21 protein-coding genes and 1 tRNA gene are annotated in these 16,715 nt (G+C 63.5%); 12 read left to right on the top strand and 10 right to left on the bottom strand.

Annotation, left to right across the window (positions count from 1 at the left end; translation table 11 throughout):
• Positions 1–27 precede the first annotated feature (27 nt).
• The 4 genes from PWP93_RS04815 (at position 28) to PWP93_RS04830 (ending at position 2,159) form a co-directional block, all read left to right on the top strand.
• Entirely contained in the window at positions 28–435 is a 408-nt protein-coding gene (locus PWP93_RS04815) for a putative PDDEXK endonuclease (RefSeq protein ID WP_421043665.1), read from the top strand.
• Complete coding sequence (locus PWP93_RS04820) at positions 428–844, top strand: single-stranded DNA-binding protein (protein WP_421043666.1); 417 nt, start codon at positions 428–430, stop codon at positions 842–844. Before PWP93_RS04815 ends, PWP93_RS04820 begins: the two co-directional genes overlap by 8 nt.
• The gene (locus tag PWP93_RS04825) at positions 807–1,511 is read left to right on the top strand and encodes a hypothetical protein (RefSeq protein ID WP_421043667.1); all 705 of its coding nucleotides are present in this window, start codon (positions 807–809) and stop codon (positions 1,509–1,511) included. Before PWP93_RS04820 ends, PWP93_RS04825 begins: the two co-directional genes overlap by 38 nt.
• Before the next feature lie 165 nt (positions 1,512–1,676).
• Positions 1,677–2,159 carry a hypothetical protein gene (locus PWP93_RS04830; protein WP_421043668.1) on the top strand — a complete coding sequence of 161 codons (483 nt, stop codon included), beginning with the start codon at positions 1,677–1,679 and terminating at the stop codon, positions 2,157–2,159.
• Between the two features lie 143 nt (positions 2,160–2,302).
• On the opposite strand, the gene PWP93_RS04835 is transcribed toward PWP93_RS04830, so the two are convergent.
• From PWP93_RS04835 to dusA, 5 genes are all read right to left on the bottom strand, one after another.
• Positions 2,303–2,794 (bottom strand): hypothetical protein, encoded by a 492-nt coding sequence (locus PWP93_RS04835; RefSeq protein ID WP_421043669.1) that lies wholly within the window; start codon positions 2,792–2,794, stop codon positions 2,303–2,305.
• Between the two features lie 83 nt (positions 2,795–2,877).
• The gene (locus tag PWP93_RS04840) at positions 2,878–3,282 is read right to left on the bottom strand and encodes a hypothetical protein (RefSeq protein WP_421043670.1); all 405 of its coding nucleotides are present in this window, start codon (positions 3,280–3,282) and stop codon (positions 2,878–2,880) included.
• A 142-nt stretch (positions 3,283–3,424) separates the two neighbouring features.
• Positions 3,425–3,751 (bottom strand): hypothetical protein, encoded by a 327-nt coding sequence (locus PWP93_RS04845; protein WP_421043671.1) that lies wholly within the window; start codon positions 3,749–3,751, stop codon positions 3,425–3,427.
• Between the two features lie 191 nt (positions 3,752–3,942).
• Positions 3,943–4,018 (bottom strand) — tRNA-His (locus PWP93_RS04850).
• Positions 4,019–4,112: 94 nt separating this feature from the next.
• The gene (gene dusA, locus PWP93_RS04855) at positions 4,113–5,138 is read right to left on the bottom strand and encodes a tRNA dihydrouridine(20/20a) synthase DusA (RefSeq protein ID WP_421043672.1); all 1,026 of its coding nucleotides are present in this window, start codon (positions 5,136–5,138) and stop codon (positions 4,113–4,115) included.
• Positions 5,139–5,589: 451 nt separating this feature from the next.
• Here dusA and PWP93_RS04860 point away from each other — a divergent pair, with 451 nt between their 5' ends.
• From PWP93_RS04860 to PWP93_RS04875, 4 genes are all read left to right on the top strand, one after another.
• Entirely contained in the window at positions 5,590–5,865 is a 276-nt protein-coding gene (locus tag PWP93_RS04860; RefSeq protein WP_421024118.1) for a hypothetical protein, read from the top strand.
• Between the two features lie 168 nt (positions 5,866–6,033).
• Positions 6,034–7,086 carry an NADP(H)-dependent aldo-keto reductase gene (locus tag PWP93_RS04865; protein WP_421043673.1) on the top strand — a complete coding sequence of 351 codons (1,053 nt, stop codon included), beginning with the start codon at positions 6,034–6,036 and terminating at the stop codon, positions 7,084–7,086.
• Between the two features lie 135 nt (positions 7,087–7,221).
• Complete coding sequence (locus PWP93_RS04870) at positions 7,222–8,292, top strand: permease (RefSeq protein WP_421043674.1); 1,071 nt, start codon at positions 7,222–7,224, stop codon at positions 8,290–8,292.
• A gap of 153 nt (positions 8,293–8,445) precedes the next feature.
• Complete coding sequence (locus tag PWP93_RS04875; protein WP_421043675.1) at positions 8,446–8,868, top strand: hypothetical protein; 423 nt, start codon at positions 8,446–8,448, stop codon at positions 8,866–8,868.
• A 21-nt stretch (positions 8,869–8,889) separates the two neighbouring features.
• Here PWP93_RS04875 and PWP93_RS04880 read toward each other — a convergent pair whose 3' ends face one another.
• Together PWP93_RS04880 and nodI are read right to left on the bottom strand one after the other, a co-directional pair.
• Positions 8,890–9,726 carry an ABC transporter permease gene (locus PWP93_RS04880; protein WP_421043676.1) on the bottom strand — a complete coding sequence of 279 codons (837 nt, stop codon included), beginning with the start codon at positions 9,724–9,726 and terminating at the stop codon, positions 8,890–8,892.
• Positions 9,727–9,736: 10 nt separating this feature from the next.
• Positions 9,737–10,645: a nodulation factor ABC transporter ATP-binding protein NodI gene (gene nodI / locus PWP93_RS04885; protein WP_421024114.1), complete on the bottom strand. Its 909-nt coding sequence runs from the start codon at positions 10,643–10,645 to the stop codon at positions 9,737–9,739.
• Positions 10,646–10,821: 176 nt separating this feature from the next.
• On the opposite strand from nodI, the gene PWP93_RS04890 reads away from it, so the two are divergent.
• A complete protein-coding gene (locus PWP93_RS04890; protein WP_035526110.1) occupies positions 10,822–11,295 on the top strand; it encodes a universal stress protein in 474 nt (157 codons plus the stop codon).
• A gap of 117 nt (positions 11,296–11,412) precedes the next feature.
• Here PWP93_RS04890 and PWP93_RS04895 read toward each other — a convergent pair whose 3' ends face one another.
• The 3 genes from PWP93_RS04895 to lexA all read right to left on the bottom strand — a co-directional run bounded on the left by PWP93_RS04895 (position 11,413) and on the right by lexA (position 13,295).
• Positions 11,413–12,129 (bottom strand): DUF2939 domain-containing protein, encoded by a 717-nt coding sequence (locus tag PWP93_RS04895; protein WP_421043677.1) that lies wholly within the window; start codon positions 12,127–12,129, stop codon positions 11,413–11,415.
• Positions 12,130–12,203: 74 nt separating this feature from the next.
• Positions 12,204–12,590, bottom strand: coding sequence for a hypothetical protein (locus tag PWP93_RS04900; RefSeq protein ID WP_421024112.1), 387 nt, complete (start codon positions 12,588–12,590; stop codon positions 12,204–12,206).
• 54 nt (positions 12,591–12,644) lie between these two features.
• Complete coding sequence (gene lexA, locus PWP93_RS04905; RefSeq protein ID WP_035526115.1) at positions 12,645–13,295, bottom strand: transcriptional repressor LexA; 651 nt, start codon at positions 13,293–13,295, stop codon at positions 12,645–12,647.
• 313 nt (positions 13,296–13,608) lie between these two features.
• On the opposite strand from lexA, the gene PWP93_RS04910 reads away from it, so the two are divergent.
• From PWP93_RS04910 to cysW, 3 genes are all read left to right on the top strand, one after another.
• On the top strand, positions 13,609–14,652 hold the full coding sequence (locus PWP93_RS04910; protein WP_421043678.1) for a sulfate ABC transporter substrate-binding protein: 1,044 nt from the start codon (positions 13,609–13,611) through the stop codon (positions 14,650–14,652).
• A gap of 147 nt (positions 14,653–14,799) precedes the next feature.
• A complete protein-coding gene (cysT, locus tag PWP93_RS04915; RefSeq protein WP_421043679.1) occupies positions 14,800–15,708 on the top strand; it encodes a sulfate ABC transporter permease subunit CysT in 909 nt (302 codons plus the stop codon).
• The gene (gene cysW, locus PWP93_RS04920; RefSeq protein WP_421043680.1) at positions 15,705–16,715 is read left to right on the top strand and encodes a sulfate ABC transporter permease subunit CysW; all 1,011 of its coding nucleotides are present in this window, start codon (positions 15,705–15,707) and stop codon (positions 16,713–16,715) included. Before cysT ends, cysW begins: the two co-directional genes overlap by 4 nt.

Genomic DNA, 16,715 nt, shown 5'->3' on the forward strand with positions numbered 1-16,715 from the left:
CTAACGAAGCGCACCGCGAGGGCTTGCATGGGACTGAAATCGAGAACGAAGGGAAAGGCAGGCGAGCGCGAAATTGCCGCTCTGGTGCGTGAGCTGACCGACTGGGACGTGAAACGCCGCGTCCGCCAGCACGACGGTGACTCCGACCTCGACGGCGTGCCGGGCTGGTGTGTCGAGGTGAAGCGGTACGCGGCGGCGGCGCGCGCCGATATTCGCGAGTGGTACGCGCAGGCGGCTCGCCAGGCGACGGCGGAAAGCAAGCTGCCTGTGCTGTTCTATCGCCGTGACCGCGACGAATGGCGCGCTGTGTGGCCGGTGGCTGTCGGGCTGGCGGTGCAGCACGGTTGCATGTGGAGCGGGTACGAGTGGACCTGCGAGGGTTCGATTGAAGCCTGGGCGGCGGTCGCTGCCGATTGCGAGGTGAAACATGGTTGACGGAATTGTGAGCGGCAAGCTGTACGGGACGGCGACGAGCCGGACGAGTCAGAACGGCAAGCGGTTCGTGACGGCCAAGGTGCGCGCCGCCGTGGGCGACGGCGAAGCGCTCTTCGTGAACGTGATTGCGTTCAGCACGACGGCGGGCGAGGCGCTGCTCGCGCTCGCTGACGGTGATTCCGTGGCGCTGGCGGGCACGCTGACGCCCAAGGCATGGGTGGATCGCTCAGGCGAAGCGAAGCCCGCTCTCGACCTGGTAGCGCACGCAGTGCTGACGCCTTACCACGTGAAGCGCAAGCGCGCCGCCATGCAGGGCGATGGGAATGGCTCAGAGCGCGCCGGGGCTGCAAACGGTAACGGTCGCGCGGCCCGTGAGTCTGCGCTGGCAGATGACGACATTGCCTTCTGAGGACGCCATGGCAGAGAAAACAAAACAGCAGTCGAAGGACCCGAACTCGCTAAGTGGCAACAGGGTCGTGAACATCCCTCAATTGCCCGGCGAGACCGACGACACCAGCATCGCTCGGGGAATTACCAGACCCGAAGTGGGTGCCGCTACAACGTCCGGCTATTTCAACCTGTTGGCAAAGGGCGCCGACATCAATGCGCTTGCCGACGAGCTGAAACGTCAATCGACGTTGGCGAACGATGGCGACTTGACCCGCGCTGAGGCGATGCTCATGAGTCAGGCGCATTCGCTGGATGCCATGTTCAACGAGCTCGCCCGCCGCGCCGCGCTCAACATGGGCGAGTACCTCACGGCAACCGAGACCTATATGCGCATGGCCATGAAGGCGCAAAGCCAGTGCCGGGCCACGTTGCAGACGCTGGGCGAGCTCAAGGCGCCGCGCTCAATCGCGTTTATCCGGCAGGCCAATCTGGCGAATGGTCCGCAGCAGGTCAACAACGGGCCGGTGCCTGTGCCGCGCGCGGAAACACCGAATCCGACGAACGAACTTTTAGAGGCAAGCCATGGCGAACGGATGGACTCCCGAGCGGCGAGCGCGACAGGCGCAATTGATTCAGCAATGGCAACCGTGGAACCGGTCGACTGGACCGCGAAGCGAGCAGGGTAAGGCGGTGGCGTCACGCAACGCGACGAAGCACGGAATGCGTTCAGCGGAGTGGGAAGCTGAGCAACGAGCCTTGAACAAGGCGCTTCGCGGATTGCAGGAGAGCCGTCTCGAAATCAACCAATCACATCAACTTTGTCGGCAACGACTTTCACAGGAGTAGATGACATGGGTATCTTCGGCTTTGGATACGACCCAAACAGCGGTCCGGGCGTTGGCGGCCTCAATGGATTCTTCAACGGCCCCGCTGCCTATGGCAATACGGGCCTGACGGGCAGCGTCACGGCGAACGGCTCGGGGCTCAATTCGGGGATGAGCGGCAATCTCGGCGGCGCGTTCGGTTTTGCGCCTACGGGCATGTTCAGCGGCTTCCTTCCGGGTGGCGGGATGGGTGCAACACAGAGCGGCGCGCTCGGTGGCGGGCTCTCGGGTGCGGTGAATGGCGCGGCTCCGATTGGAGGCGCAACGATGGGGGGCTTTAATGCTGCGCCCTGGGCGCTGGGCGCCGGACTCCTTGGTGCCGGCCTGCTCGCGGCGAGGGGAAATCGGCAGGGCACGATGGGCGGCGACCCCGCGCCGATGTTGCACATTGGCAATCCGTCCGTGAAATTTGCTCCTCCGCCATCCACGATGCCGTACATGCACATGTGAGCGGCATCAATAAAATAGGGGGAAATAGCGGAGCGCGCCGCCTGGTACCGGTGAAACAACAGGGGAAATACAGGCGGCGCAGTCTCGCTGAGAGCAGCGAAGAAACAGCGAGCCGAGACCGGCATAAGCGGCTTTGAGGGTGTTTATTCCGTTTTAATCCAATCTGGCAATCGAAATGCCGGTAGTTCATCTTGGTAGCGCTCATACGCGGCCTGAGCCGCTTTTTCAACCCGGCGCTTGCCGCCCATCAGGCCTTCGTGGTGCGACTGCTCGATAATTGTCGCGATTTGGCGTGCAGCGCTACGGATAGCCGAATTGCTTTCGCCGTCGTTATCGAGGTAGTTGAGGTAGCTGCCGAGGCTCTCAGTCGGGCTTTCACGCCGTGGCATGCGGTTCTCCCGCATCAACTTCAAGAACGCGTCCATCGCACGTTTGCGCCCGTGCACGCGCCATGCGATGGCGGCGGTCACGTTGTCTATCAGCGCATATGCAAGGCGGCCGCCGAGCAGTATCACGATAGCAACGGTCAAATCATGGTCGGTTCCTTTGGCGAGCCAGTTATATCCATAGGCCAGTATCGCGTACGGAATGTAGGCAACCCCAGAGAACCACAATTTCGACTGCGTTTCGCTCATGACGTTTCCCCCGTGCCGGTTGGATTTACGCGGAGGCGAAAGCGGGGTTTCGCGACCAGTACGCGCGCACGTGCGTGCGAGGCTCAGGTTCGTTTCCTTTTGCGGAACCCGCGCCAAATCCATCCGACCGCGAGGAAAATCGCTCCGACCGTCCCGCTTGCCCAGCCCACCGTCGAGACTGCTTTGCTGGCGGCGTCCCTCTTTGCTGTCGCGATTTCCCCATCGCGCTGCTGGGCTTGCTGCTTGACGTATTGGTCTCGCGGCTGGTTGACATCGTCGCACCCAGCGCGGAGGAACTGACTGGCTAGGTCTGAGGCGCCCTGAGGTATTGGGGGTTGCTGGCGGCAGGCGTCGTACCCGTCGAGCGCACTCTTGTAGGCGTCGCTGGCGCGCTGCTCAGCATAGTGGACGTTGTCCACGTAAACCCATCCAGCCAACGCGCTCGTTGCCAGCGTCAAGACCACCCAGATACGAGTCCAGCCGCCCATGTTAGTCCCCTTGCTTCGTTCGTCTTTTACGCGGATGGTAGCGGATGGCGGGCGGCTTGCGTTGGCAGGGTAGGCGACCTCTCCGACGTTAGAGAAGAGTCATGCAGCCAAACCGAGTATTCCGACGTTACAGAACGCGAAGTTAGGTTGGAAATCGATACCTGCGGGTTCGCATTAGTTCGCGTTCCTGTGCCTCTGCTTCCTCGCGCGTGAGGCAGGCGAGAGTACGGTACTCAACCTCGTCAAGATTATCGAGGACATACGTCCGCTTGCCGTCATTATTTCGGGTTCCGCTGCCGAGCGGCGCCGGCAAAATCGAACTCATGCGTGACGCGACGTTCTTGCCAATGCCGACAAAAAGCAGTTCGTCCCCGTGACGAAGTTCGTAGCAGCCAGGCCCGAATGGGGCTACCAGTTCGCCGTGTTGCTTCGGATTGGGGAATTTTCTCCATATCGACCATTCGGGCATCGTTGTCTCCATGGGACTAAGAAGAAAATTGCTGCCAGCACGATGGAGTGGAGTCTAGGCGAAATGTTGCGCTGTCGTTAACGGTGCAATTTGACAGGCCGCGTTGACGGCAAATGCCTACATGGTGCCTACACGGGCTCCAGAAAGCAAAAAGCCCAGAGTCTATGTCTGGGCTAAGCGCTTGATTCTACTGGGGTGGCTGATGGGACTCGAACCCACGACGACAGGAATCACAATCCTGGACTCTACCAACTGAGCTACAGCCACCACTGTTACTGCTTCCTTGTTGGCGCTGCTTTGTGAGCGGCGTCAATCAAGAAGCAAGATTATATACATAGCCGATCGGACTTGCCTAGTCCCTTTATTCAAATATTTCGGAGGAAAGTGCAGGCGACGCTTCCATGGGGCTGCGCAGGTGCGCGCGCGCTTCCTCGAAGATCGCGAGATCGCCCTTGGCGAGCTTGCGGTTGTCCGACAGCACGCGTCGCCATCCGCGCGCGCCGGCTTCGCCGCGGTACAGCCCCAGTGCGTGGCGCGTGATAGCGGCCAGGTGCGTGCCGCGCGCCATTTCGCTCGCGCAGTACTGCATCAGCTTCGCTTCGATATCATCGCGTGTGGGCGCGGGTTCGCTGGCGCCATAGAAGCGCGCATCGACACCGGCCAGCACGTAGGGGTTGTGGTAAGCCTCACGGCCGAGCATCACGCCGTCGACGTGCTCGAGGTGCAAAGCCACCTCGTCGAGCGTCTTGATGCCGCCGTTAATGATGATCTCGAGCTGCGGAAAATCGCGCTTGAGCTGCCACGCGTACTCGTACTTGAGCGGCGGAATCTCGCGATTTTCCTTCGGGCTCAAGCCTTTAAGAATGGCGTTGCGCGCATGGACGATGAAAACCGTGCAGCCCGCCTCCGCGATGGTGCCGACAAAATCGCGCACAAACGCGTAGTCCTCGACCGCATCCACGCCGATCCGGTGCTTCACCGTCACCGGCACCGAGACTGCGTCGCGCATTGCCTTCACGCAGTCGGCCACGAGCTGCGGCTCGTTCATCAGGCATGCGCCGAATGCGCCGCGCTGGACGCGCTCTGACGGACAGCCGCAGTTCAGGTTGATTTCGTCGTAGCCCCATTGCTCGCCGAGCCTGGCCGAGCGGGCGAGGTCGTCCGGCTCGCTGCCGCCCAGTTGTAGCGCGACGGGCGCTTCGTCGGGCGTGAACGCCAGATGGCGCGGAACGTCGCCATGGAGCAGGGCGCCTGTCGTCACCATCTCCGTATACAGCCACGTGTGCCGTGAAATGAAGCGGTGCAGCGAGCGGCAGTGGCGGTCGGTCCAATCCATCATCGGTGCGACGGACACGCGGCGGGGACTGGCGATACGGTGGGTGGACATGGCGAATCGGTGCGCAGGGAGCGCGGCAAGCGTGGATCAACCTTTTATTTTATCGCAACCTGCCCAGTGAGTTCTGGGGGCGTTTCCGGCAATTTCGCACTGCGGCAAGGCGGCAGGCGTGGACCGAGCTTTTTGCGCGAGCGCTCGCAGGAGCGCGTATCGCACGCCCGGCCGCGCGAAAGACCCTTTGAACGTTATGTAATTAGTGCTCTGTGTTGTGCATCGCGCCAGAAATTTTTTGCGCTTTTTTAGGACCAGTTCCTCGCTCAGGCCCGTCTGGACTGGCAGAGGCGATTGTTTGCGGCATTGGAATAGTAAATTCGATATATCGTGATTATTTTTTGATAGAAGGTGGATACACTGAGTTTCACTGACGCAGCTCATGGGGCATCGACCTCCCAGGCGCGGCGCCATCCCCGAACTGCAATCGAAACTGATACTGGAGTCCACCATGAAGACCAAACTGATCGCCGCGCTGCTGGTCGCAGCTTCCGCCTCCATCGCCGCTCCGGCGTTCGCCAGCGGTTATGGCCCCGCGCCGTCTTATCGTCCGGACGTTGGCGCGCCGGCGTCGCAACAAGGGCAGAGCGCCCAGACGGTCGCGGCCGAGCGTGCCCAGCAGCAAGGCGTCGACGCGTCGTACGGCGGTGTTGCGAGCGTGGCGACGCAGTCGGGCAGCCGCCACGATCAAACGCCGCGTTCGCAGCAAGTGTTTTTCGGCCACTAAGTTTCTCGCGGTCCGAAGCGCCGCCCCTGAATCGGGCGGCCTGGGCGCCGGGTGTCCTCAGGACCCCGGCGCTTTGCTTTGTGCGCGCGGATTTCCCGGCGCCTGAAAAAAATCGGCCGGCGTGATAGTTTCGCGGTTCTTCTCAATTAGATGATGGAAAACGCTTCGATGGAATACCGCACTCTCGGCGATACGGACGTCAAGGTGAGCCTGATCGGCCTCGGCACGATGACGTGGGGCGAGCAGAACACCGAGCGCGAAGCGCACGAGCAGATCGATTACGCACTCGATCACGGCGTCACGCTCATCGATGCAGCGGAAATGTACCCGGTGCCGCCGCGCCCCGAAACGCAAGGGCAGACCGAGCGTTTCATCGGCACGTGGCTCGCCCGGCATCGCGCGGCGCGCGATCGCATCGTGCTCGCGACCAAGATAACGGGCCCGGCACGCCAGCCGCACAATCCGCGTCATATCCGCGGCGACGGCAATCAGTTTGACCGCAAGAACCTGACCGAAGCGCTCGATGGCAGCCTCGCGCGCCTGCAGACCGATTACGTCGATCTCTATCAATTGCACTGGCCCGACCGCAGCACGATGACGTTCGGCCGCAACGCGTATCCATGGATCGACGATGCATACACGGTGCCGATCGAGGAGACGCTTGCCGTGCTCGCGGATTTCGTGAGGGCCGGCAAGGTGCGCTATATCGGCGTGTCGAACGAAACGCCCTGGGGCGTTGCGCAATTCCTGCGCGCCGCCGAAAAGCTAGGGCTGCCGCGCGTCGTCAGCATCCAGAATCCGTATAGCCTGCTCAATCGCGCGTTCGAAAGCGGGCTGTCCGAATTCTCGCATCACGAAGGCATCGGCCTGCTGGCCTATTCGCCGCTGGCGTTCGGCTGGCTCTCGGGCAAATACGAGGGCGGCGCGCGGCCCGAGGGCGCGCGCATCACGCTGTTCGAGCGTTTTCAGCGCTACAGCAAGCCGCAGGCGGTGGCGGCCACGTCGCGCTATGTGGCGCTCGCGAAGGAGCTTGGGTTGTCGCCCGCGCAGTTCGCGCTCGCGTTCGTCAACAGCCGGCCGTTCGTGACCAGCAATCTGATTGGCGCGACTTCGATGGCGCAGCTGAAGGAAAATATCGGCAGCGTCGATATCAGGCTTTCGCCCGAAGCGCTCGCGCAGATCGACGCGCTGCATGAGGTACAGCCCAATCCCGCACCTTGAATTTGGCTTGATCAAGCATTGCGCGTGCGGGCATCATGCGGCGCGCGCTGCCCGGTTCTGCGGGTCGGCGCGCCTTGCTTGACCCGCTCGCCCCGGATCATCCGACCCCGAGCCCCTTAGCGGAGTATGACTACAATGACCAGCGCACGCGAAGCACAACCCCCACAATCGCCGCCCTCGTGGGGCTGGCCCCTTTTCATTCTGCTGGCCGTTGCCGGCCTGTTCTATGTGAAGTGGTTTCCGTACTACCACCGCGCTTTCACGGCCGAGGCCACGCATTCGATCGGCAAGTCCATCTTGATGGGCGGCGCGGCGAGCGCTCCTGAGCCGTCGTTCGCGGCTGCGCTCGACTATGCCTTGGCCTACGGCAAGGCGATCTGGCAGGCAATGGTGCTGGGCCTGCTGCTCGGCTCGGGTGTGCAGGCGCTGTTGCCGGCGCAATGGATTGCGCGCGTCATGGGGCGCCATGGTTTCGGCAGCGTCGCGGCGGGCGGTCTGCTCGCGGTGCCCGGCATGATGTGCACGTGCTGCGCCGCGCCTGTCGTGGCGGGGCTGCGCGCGCGCAATGCGTCGCCGGGCGGGGCGATCGCGTTCTGGCTCGGCAACTCGGTGCTCAACCCCGCGACGCTCGTGTTCATGGGCTTCGTGCTGGGCTGGCAGTGGAGTGCGCTGCGCCTCGTGCTGGGCGTGCTGATGGTGTTCGGCCTCGGCTGGCTCGCGAATCGGCTGGTGACGCGCGAGGAGGCGCTCGCCGCCGACGTGCGGCTCGCGATGTTCGCGCAGGAGCAGGCCGAGAGCGGCAATGTGCTCATCCGCTGGCTGCGCCTTTTCGTGCGCATGGCGGTGCGGCTCGTGCCGGAATACATCGTGCTCGTGCTGTTGCTGGGCGCGGCGCGTGCGTGGCTCTTTCCGCACATCGGGCCCGAGGTGGCGAGCAGCCTCGGCTGGATCGTCGTTTTTGCGGTGGCCGGCATGCTGTTCGTGATCCCTACCGCCGGCGAGGTGCCTATCATTCAGGCGATGCTGGCGCTCGGCATGGGCGTGGGGCCGGCGGGCGCGCTGCTGATGACGTTGCCGCCCGTGAGCCTGCCGTCGTTCGCGATGCTGGCCGGCTCGTTCAGGGTGCGTACGCTGGCGCTGGTGGGCTCGGTGGTCGTGCTGTTCGGCGTGGTGGCGGGGCTGGCAACAGTCGCGCTGGGGTTTTAGCGCGCTTCATTAAGGCCTGTTCGCACGTATTGGTGCGCAACGGCGTGAACAGGCCCTAAGATAAGAGACACGCATCAACGTCGGATTGCCGGCCAGCCGGCTGGCCATCTGCACACAATCCGCACAGAACAGGGCTCGCGCCCGGGAACCGCCATGGCAAAGCAAAAAACGAATCCGAAACTCGAACAGGCCCTGACACGGGGCGACCTCGCCATCCGGCAGGCCAACTCCGCTCGTGCAACGGCGGTTTTGCGCGCGCTCGGCAAGATGATCGTCGAGGCGTCGGCGACCATCGGCGTTGAGGCGCACACGTCGATCCCCGATGGCGACCGCATTTACGATCCCGCCGACGGCCTCTGGCCGCAGCAGTTGCTGATTTCGCTCGATGGTCCCGTCGAGGACTCGGATCCGGAGGAGATCCGAACGATTCGCCTGCTTGCCCAGTCGCAGTCCACGCAGTTCCGCGTCGAGTGGCATCGCGCCGACGGCAAGATCGGCCGCCAGGAAGGCGGCCCGTTCGCGACCGTCGCCTTCATTTCGGATGTCGACATCCCCTGGGGCGACGACGACGACTGAGCTTGTTCCGAACCGCGCGCGTTAGCGCATCATGCGCCGCCGGAACAGGATCGAGGCGACGACGAAGGGCACCACCACGTAGAGCACGAGCACGGCGAGATGCAGTCCCGCATGCTCGATCGGGCGCCCGAGCATGGCCGGGCGAATCAACTCGACGGCGTGCGCGAGCGGCAGCATCAGCGTGACGTGCTGCGCGGCGGCGGGCAATTGCGTGAGCGGAAAGAACACGCCGGAAAGCAGCAGCATCGGCGTGAGCACGAGCGTTTGATAGAACATGAAGAAGTCGTAGGACGGCGCGAGCGCCGTGACGATCATCGCGCAGCTCGCGAATGCGAGGCCCGCGAGCGCGATCACGGGCAGCGCGAGCAGCATCGACGGAAAGCTCGCGTAGCCGAGCAGGCCCGCCACGATCATGATGGCCGCGCCCGACAGCACCGACTTGCTGGCGGCCCAGACAACCTCGCCGAGCACCACGTCGCCGAGCGAGAGCGGCGTGTGCATGATCGCTTCCCATGTGCGCTGCACGTGCATGCGCGAGAAACCCGAGTACATGGACTCGAAGCTAGCCGACATCATCACCGAAGACGACACCGTGCCTGCCGCGAGAAACGCGATGTACGAGACGCCGTCGACGTGGCCGACCATCAGCCCGAGCCCGAAGCCGAGGCCGAACAGATAGATCATCGGATCGGCGAGATTGCCGAACATCGAGGCGATTGCCAGCTTGCGCCAGACGAGATAGTTGCGCCGCCATACGGCGATCCAGTGCGTCGCGTTCGACGGCAGCGCCGCGCGCGGCTCGCGCATGGGCGACTGGGTGGGGCGCGTGGGCGGCGGGGTTTGCGTGCGTGTCTGCATGATGGCGATGTTAATCCTGCATCTCGCGGCCCGTGAGCCGCAGGAACACATCTTCAAGATTCGCGGGCCGATGCAGGTAGCGCAAATCCGAGCGATGGCGCAAAAGCGCATGCACGGGCGCGGCTTCGTCGACATAGCAGAAGAGCGTTTCGCCGCTGATTTCCGTGCGCTTGGCGAGCGGTGCGAGCTCGTCGCGCAGCGCCACCGGATCGGGCCCGTAGACCTCGATCACGTCGCAGCCGATTTCCGATTCGATCAGCGCCTTCGGTGGGCCCTCGGCAATCTTGCGGCCCTCCTCGATGACGCAGACGCGATTGCAAAGCCGTTCGGCCTCCTCCATGAAATGCGTCGTGAGGAGAATCGTTTTGCCGCGCGCGAGCAGCGAGCGCAGCCGCTCCCAGATCAGGTGGCGGGCCTGCGGATCGAGACCCGTGGTGGGCTCGTCCATCACCAGCACGTCGGGGTCGTTGACGAGCGCGCGCGCCAGCGTGAGACGGCGGCGCATGCCGCCGGAAAGCTCGCCCACGCGTGCATCGGCCTTGCTTTCGAGGCGTGCGAATTCGAGCAGCGGCGCGACGAGCGCGCGCGTTTCGCTTGCCGAGAGTCCGAAGTAGCGGCCGAACACGAGCAAATTCTCGCGCACTGTGAAGTCGGGATCGAGATTGTCGAATTGCGGCACGACGCCCACGCGCGCGCGCGCATGACGTGCCCGCGCGGGCACCGGTTCGCCGCACAGGCTGATGCGTCCGGCATCGGGCGAAACGATGCCGAGCAGCATGCGCAACGTGGTGGTCTTGCCTGCGCCGTTGGGGCCGAGGAGCCCGAAGCATTCGCCGGGGAGGACGTCGAACGACAGGCCGTTCACGACGGTCCTGTCTCCGTAGTGCTTGATCACCTGCTCGAATTCGATGGCGGGCATGGTTGGGCGGCTGTTGCACGTTGCAAGGCGGCCTATTATAGGGCGTTCATCTCCCCATGCCGTTGCACCATCGATGTGCACGCAAACCTGGCGTTTTCCAGCCCTTGCGTGTCGAATTGCGGCGCACCATCATGTAATAGTGACCTGCGTTTCCAGACGGGTAGGGAGAATCGATCATGGCGAGCTACAAGAAAATTCTGCTTTGTTACGATGGCTCGCGCGAAGGCCGCAAGGCGCTGCGTTGCGGCGCGGATCTGGCGCTGGACCTGCATGCGGAGACCCATCTGCTTTCGGTGGTCGACATGCGCTCGACGATCGCGCAAAGTGCGGGCTTGCTCACCGACGTGGCATGTGGGCGCTTCGAAGAAACGGCGCGCGAGATTCTGCAGGAAGGCGTGGACTGGCTGACCGAACGCGGCGTGCGTGCGCAGGGCCACTTCGCGTTCGGCCATCCGATCGACGAGATTGCGAATCTCGCCAATGAGCTGCACGTCGATCTCGTAGTGGTGGGGCATCGCTGCCGCACCGGACTTTCGCGCTGGTGGATGGGTGCGGGCAATACGCCGCTGCTCGACCGCGTGACGTGCAGCATTCTCGTGGCCTGCTCTTCGGCTGCCGAGGAAAAACAGCAACAGCAGGCGGCGGCCTAGCCGCTATCAATCGCTTCCGCGCGATTGCAGCGTTCAGTCAATCAGCGAAAAGCGGCGGAGCCACTACCACGTAGATGGCTCGCCGCAATTCTTGCGGTTCATCTCGGTACGGCTTGCTCAGTTCGACGCGCTCGCGTCGTTGACGGTATTCGGCTCGTTCAATTCCACGGCGGCGAGCTTCCACGAAAACAGCCCATGACGCTGCAGGATGGCGGCATAGCGATCGCCGCCATAGCCGCTGTTTGCGCCGCGCTGCCACGTGACGGCGAACGTGTTCAGACTGCGGTAGCCCGCCGAGGTTTGCGCTCGCGGCTGAGCTTGCTGCGGCTGCGGCGATTGCGCCTGAGCCGGAGGATTGCCGGGTGCGGGCTGCGTCGCTTGGCCTGCCTGTGACGATGGTGGCGGCGACGGCGCTTCAGCCGGCGGCACAGGCGCGGGCTGTTCTCCCGGCTTGCCGGTCGGCGGCATGCCGCTGAGCAATGCGGCCACGCCCTCTGGCGTGGCATACGCGTCCACCAGTGGGCCGATCAGCGCATTGCCGATCATCGCGCCGAACAGCATGAGCGGATTGCTGGCGTGGGCGGCCTCCATGCGTTGTTGCAGCATCTCGCCAACCTGCTGCTTCAAGCTCGCGCGCAGCGCCGGGTAGTCGACGTACTCGCTTAGTGCGGCTGCGTCGCGTGCGTCGGCGGCTGCCTTGAGGTTATTCAGCGCGATATATGGCGATGCATAGCCATAGCCCACTGCCGCCACGATTGCAACCGCCGCGACGGCGATTGCGACGGGCTTCTTCCAGCTGGATGATTTGCGCGGATACGTTTGGGTATCGGTCATTGGTTAGTGCAACCCTGCAGTGTTCAATCAGGGTGTTGACCGCGCGCAATCAAAAACGATCCCACTTTTGTTGCTTACTTTGCCAGCGCGACCGGCGCATCGGCCTGCTGCTCCGCGATACAGCGGTCGATGGCGCGGCACACCGCCTCCATCGTGCCCACCATGATGAGCCGCGACTGGCCGTGATAGACGCGCACCGGTGCGCGGCGGTCGGGCTGCTCCGCATTCAGCGTGCTGTTGAGCGAAACGCGTGCGAAGGCCGGCTGCGCGGAAGGCAGCGGGCGCGCTTCGTCTTCTTGCTCGATGTCGTCGAAGAGCGAGCCATTGATCTGGTAGCCGCATTGACGGCCAAGGGCCGCCGCCGAAGCACGCGCCTCGCGCATGGCGCACGAGGCAATCCCGCGCAGATGGCGCAGACGGCCGAATTGACGGAAGGGCAACAGGCGGGCAAGGCGTTCCATGACTCTCTCCGGAAAATGCGCAGAAGATGCGCAGAAAATGCGCAGGCGGAATTATCAGAATTCGGTTGGACGGATCAGACCAACGGCAATGCCTTCGAGCGCGAAATCCGCGCTGCCGGCCGCGACGAAAATATTCTCGTAGTCAGGGTTCTCCGCGATCAGCTCGATGCCGTTGCGCTGCCGCTTCAGGCGCTTCACGGTGACGTCGTCGCCAAGACGCGCCACGATGATCTGGCCATCCTTCGCTTCGCTCTTTTTTTGCACGGCGAGCAGGTCGCCGTCGAGGATGCCCGCGTCGCGCATGGACAGCCCGCGCACCTTGAGCAGGTAGTCGGGCCGGCTCGAAAAGAGCGCGGGGTCGCAGGTGTAGTTCTGCGAAATGTGCTCTTGCGCGAGGATCGGACTACCCGCCGCGACGCGGCCCACGAGCGGCAGCGAGAGCTGCATGAGGCCCGCGTGCGGCAGCGTGAATTGATGCGGCAGATCGCCCGGACCGGGCACGAGGCGGATGCCGCGCGAAGCGCCTGCAGCCAGCTCGATCACGCCCTTGCGCGCCAGCGCGCGCAGATGTTCCTCCGCCGAGTTCGCCGAGCTGAAGCCCAGTTCGGCGGCGATTTCCGCGCGCGTGGGCGGAAAGCCGGTGCGCTCGATCGCGCGGCGGATCAGATCGAAAACCTGCTGCTGTCGTGCGGTGAGTTTGGTCATGGCGCTACTGTATGTTTGAACAGGTGACTGTATTTTTATACAGTACTCGCCGCTTTTCAAGTGTTACTTGAACTTTGTCATCCGCACGGCGTCGCGACGGCGCTTTCCCTTCCCCGACGGACGCAACCACCGGCGAAAACAGGCGCAAGCGCCCAATTCCTCCGTCCTTACCACTTTTACGTATTAAAAAATGAGAAAACATCATTTTTAATAATGTAAGCCGATCGCTAGACTGGCCTCCATCGATTGCTGCAGGGCACGCGAGAACGCACGAAAGTGCACGAATGCGCACGACGACACGGAGAAAAAGTGGATGAAACAAGGCATTACGGGGCACGCATGGTTCAGGACGCTGGCGGCGAAACTGCTGATCGGCGTGGCGCCGCTCGTCGGCATGGCGGTCTTCGCGCCGGCGGCGCATGCGGACACGGCGCTGCTCAACGTCTCCTACGATCCCACGCGCGAGCTGTATCAGGACATCAACGAAGCCTTTATCAAGGAGTGGAAGGCGAAAGGCGGCGAGACGCTCACCATCAAGCAGTCGCACGGCGGTTCCGGCGCTCAGGCGCGCTCGGTGCTAGACGGACTGCAGGCCGACGTCGTGACGCTCGCGCTCGCCTGGGACATCGACGCACTCGCCAATAAAGGGCTGATCGCGAAGGACTGGCAAATGCGTCTGCCCGACAACGCCTCGCCATACACCTCGACCGTCGTGTTTCTCGTGCGCAAGGGCAATCCGAAGCGCATCAAGGACTGGGACGACCTCGTGAAGCCCGGCGTCTCGATCGTCACGCCCAATCCGAAGACCTCGGGCGGCGCGCGCTGGAATTACCTCGCGGCGTGGGCCTATGCGGCGCACCAGCCGGGCGGCAACGACCAGAAGGCGAAGGCCTTCGTCACGAAGCTCTACAAGAACGCAGGCGTGCTCGACTCGGGCGCGCGCGGCGCGACCACGAGCTTCGTGCAGCGCGATATCGGCGACGTGCTGATCGCCTGGGAAAACGAAGCATTCCTCTCGCTCAAGGAGTTCGGGCCGGACAAGTTCGAGATCGTGGTGCCGTCGGCCAGCATTCTCGCGGAGCCGCCGGTTGCGGTGGTCGACAAGGTCGTGGACAAGCACGGCACGCGCAAGGTGGCGCAGGCGTATCTCGAGTTCCTCTATGGCGAGAAGGGGCAGGAGATTGCCGCGAAGAACTTCTATCGTCCGCGCTCGGACAAGGTGCCGGCGGCGCTCATGGCGAAGTTCCCGAAGCTCAAGCTTTACACGGTCGACGAGGCGTTCGGCGGCTGGGCCAAGGCGCAGAAGACGCATTTCGCCGATGGCGGCGTGTTCGATTCGATTTATCAGCCGCAATAAGCCGGCCGTAGTAAGCCTACGGCAATACGCAGTAGCAAGCAACGCCAAAAACAAGGCGCGCCCGACGAGGCGCGTCTTTAGCCGCGGCGCCCCGCATGTATCGCATGACGGGAGGCGCTCCGCGCAACCCATGTGAAGAGATAGAGCATGACGACGTTTCGATTACAGAAGCCAGGCGCGCTGCCGGGATTCGGCGTGACGCTCGGCATCACGGTGGCGTATCTGAGCCTCGTGGTGCTCATTCCGCTTGCGGCCACGTTCCTCAAGACCGCGACGCTCGATTGGGCGCAGCTCGTGCGCGCGGTGGCGTCGCCGCGCGTGCTCGCGTCGTACCGCCTCACATTTTTCTCCGCGCTTGGCGGAGCGCTCATCAATGCGGTGTTCGGGTTCTTGCTCGCCTGGGTGCTGGTGCGCTACACGTTCTCGTTCAAGCGCGTGATCGATGCGCTCGTCGATCTGCCGTTCGCACTGCCGACTTCCGTGGCGGGGATCTCGCTTGCCGCCGTGTATGCGGGCAACGGCTGGATCGGCCAGTTCCTGCAGCCGCTCGGCCTCAAGATCGCGTTTACGCCGCTCGGCGTGCTTGTGGCGCTCACGTTCATTGGCCTGCCGTTTGTCGTGCGCACCGTGCAGCCCGTGCTCGAGGAGTTCGAGCGCGAGCAGGAAGAGGCCGCCGCCTGCCTGGGCGCGTCGCGCTGGCTCACGTTTCGCCGCGTGGTGTTGCCGGCGGCATTGCCTGCGCTGCTTACGGGTTTTGCGCTCGCATTCGCGCGCGCGCTGGGCGAGTACGGTTCGGTCATCTTCATCGCGGGCAATGTGCCGATGAAGTCGGAAATCACGTCGCTGCTCATCATCACGAAGCTCGAGCAATACGACTATGCGGGCGCGACGGCGCTGGCTGTGGTGATGCTGTGCGTGTCGTTCGTCATGCTGCTGCTCATCAACACGTTGCAATGGTATTTGCAGCGGCGCACGAGCCGCCGGGCGTCGCGCGGCGTGTCGCGCTCGCGTGTGCCGAACCCGATGCACGCGGGTGTTGGAGGAGAGGCGCAATGAGTGCAGCAAGTACGCGGGTCCGCAATGCAGGACGTCCCAATTCCGTAACGGAAGCGCCCTGGGTGCGCTGGCTCCTCACCGGCATTGCGCTGGCGTTTCTCGCGCTGTTTCTGGTCGTGCCGCTCGTGGCCGTGTTCTGGCAGGCGTTGAGCAAGGGCATCGGCTTCTATTTCGTATCGCTCGCCGACCCGGATGCGCTCGCCGCGATCAAGCTCACGCTGATCACCGCCGCGATCGCCGTGCCGCTCAATCTGGCGTTCGGCCTCGCGGCATCGTGGACCATCGCCAAGTTCGAGTTCCGCGGCAAGGCGTTGCTCACCACGCTGATCGACCTGCCGTTTTCGGTTTCACCCGTGATTTCAGGGCTCATTTACGTGCTGCTGTTCGGCGCGCAGGGCTGGCTCGGCCCCTGGCTTGAGGACCACAATGTGCAGATCATCTTCGCGGTGCCGGGCATCGTGCTCGCGACCATCTTCGTGACGTTCCCGTTCGTCGCGCGCGAACTGATTCCGCTGATGCAGGCTCAGGGCACCGACGAGGAAGAGGCCGCGCACGTGCTGGGCGCGTCGGGCTGGCAGATGTTCCGGCGCGTGACGTTGCCGAACATCCGTTGGGGTCTGCTGTACGGCGTGATTCTCTGCAATGCGCGCGCGATGGGCGAATTCGGCGCGGTTTCGGTGGTGTCTGGACACATTCGCGGCCAGACCGACACGATGCCCTTGCACGTGGAGATCCTCTACAACGAATACAACTTCGCGGCCGCGTTCGCCGTGGCTTCGCTGCTTGCGTTGCTCGCGCTCGTTACGCTGGGTCTCAAGCTGCTGGCGGAGCGCCACATGTCTGCGGAGCTGCGCGATACCGGCGACGTGCCGGCGCTCGCGGGACTGCCGGCAACGCGCAGTGCGGCCGCGCCTCAAGGCGCAGTGATTGGCCAACGACATACACAACAACACCCACAACAACACACCCGCGCGTTGCGCCGGACGCTTGAACAGGGAAAGGGCTAA

This window comes from Paraburkholderia sp. A1RI-2L (genome assembly GCF_048957375.1).
GTDB lineage: Bacteria > Pseudomonadota > Gammaproteobacteria > Burkholderiales > Burkholderiaceae > Paraburkholderia.

Excerpts from the sequence above, each read along its gene's own strand:
- PWP93_RS04815 (WP_421043665.1), top strand. The coding sequence starts at position 28 with ATGGGACTGAAATCGAGAACGAAGGGAAAGGCAGGCGAGCGCGAAATT.
- PWP93_RS04900 (WP_421024112.1), bottom strand. The coding sequence starts at position 12,590 with ATGGAACGCCTTGCCCGCCTGTTGCCCTTCCGTCAATTCGGCCGTCTG.
- lexA (WP_035526115.1), bottom strand. The coding sequence starts at position 13,295 with ATGACCAAACTCACCGCACGACAGCAGCAGGTTTTCGATCTGATCCGC.
- PWP93_RS04890 (WP_035526110.1), top strand. The coding sequence starts at position 10,822 with ATGGCGAGCTACAAGAAAATTCTGCTTTGTTACGATGGCTCGCGCGAA.
- cysW (WP_421043680.1), top strand. The coding sequence starts at position 15,705 with ATGAGTGCAGCAAGTACGCGGGTCCGCAATGCAGGACGTCCCAATTCC.
- cysT (WP_421043679.1), top strand. The coding sequence starts at position 14,800 with ATGACGACGTTTCGATTACAGAAGCCAGGCGCGCTGCCGGGATTCGGC.
- PWP93_RS04875 (WP_421043675.1), top strand. The coding sequence starts at position 8,446 with ATGGCAAAGCAAAAAACGAATCCGAAACTCGAACAGGCCCTGACACGG.
- nodI (WP_421024114.1), bottom strand. The coding sequence starts at position 10,645 with ATGCCCGCCATCGAATTCGAGCAGGTGATCAAGCACTACGGAGACAGG.
- PWP93_RS04840 (WP_421043670.1), bottom strand. The coding sequence starts at position 3,282 with ATGGGCGGCTGGACTCGTATCTGGGTGGTCTTGACGCTGGCAACGAGC.
- dusA (WP_421043672.1), bottom strand. The coding sequence starts at position 5,138 with ATGTCCACCCACCGTATCGCCAGTCCCCGCCGCGTGTCCGTCGCACCG.
- PWP93_RS04820 (WP_421043666.1), top strand. The coding sequence starts at position 428 with ATGGTTGACGGAATTGTGAGCGGCAAGCTGTACGGGACGGCGACGAGC.
- PWP93_RS04880 (WP_421043676.1), bottom strand. The coding sequence starts at position 9,726 with ATGCAGACACGCACGCAAACCCCGCCGCCCACGCGCCCCACCCAGTCG.
- PWP93_RS04835 (WP_421043669.1), bottom strand. The coding sequence starts at position 2,794 with ATGAGCGAAACGCAGTCGAAATTGTGGTTCTCTGGGGTTGCCTACATT.
- PWP93_RS04830 (WP_421043668.1), top strand. The coding sequence starts at position 1,677 with ATGGGTATCTTCGGCTTTGGATACGACCCAAACAGCGGTCCGGGCGTT.
- PWP93_RS04895 (WP_421043677.1), bottom strand. The coding sequence starts at position 12,129 with ATGACCGATACCCAAACGTATCCGCGCAAATCATCCAGCTGGAAGAAG.
- PWP93_RS04870 (WP_421043674.1), top strand. The coding sequence starts at position 7,222 with ATGACCAGCGCACGCGAAGCACAACCCCCACAATCGCCGCCCTCGTGG.
- PWP93_RS04910 (WP_421043678.1), top strand. The coding sequence starts at position 13,609 with ATGAAACAAGGCATTACGGGGCACGCATGGTTCAGGACGCTGGCGGCG.
- PWP93_RS04865 (WP_421043673.1), top strand. The coding sequence starts at position 6,034 with ATGGAATACCGCACTCTCGGCGATACGGACGTCAAGGTGAGCCTGATC.
- PWP93_RS04845 (WP_421043671.1), bottom strand. The coding sequence starts at position 3,751 with ATGCCCGAATGGTCGATATGGAGAAAATTCCCCAATCCGAAGCAACAC.
- PWP93_RS04860 (WP_421024118.1), top strand. The coding sequence starts at position 5,590 with ATGAAGACCAAACTGATCGCCGCGCTGCTGGTCGCAGCTTCCGCCTCC.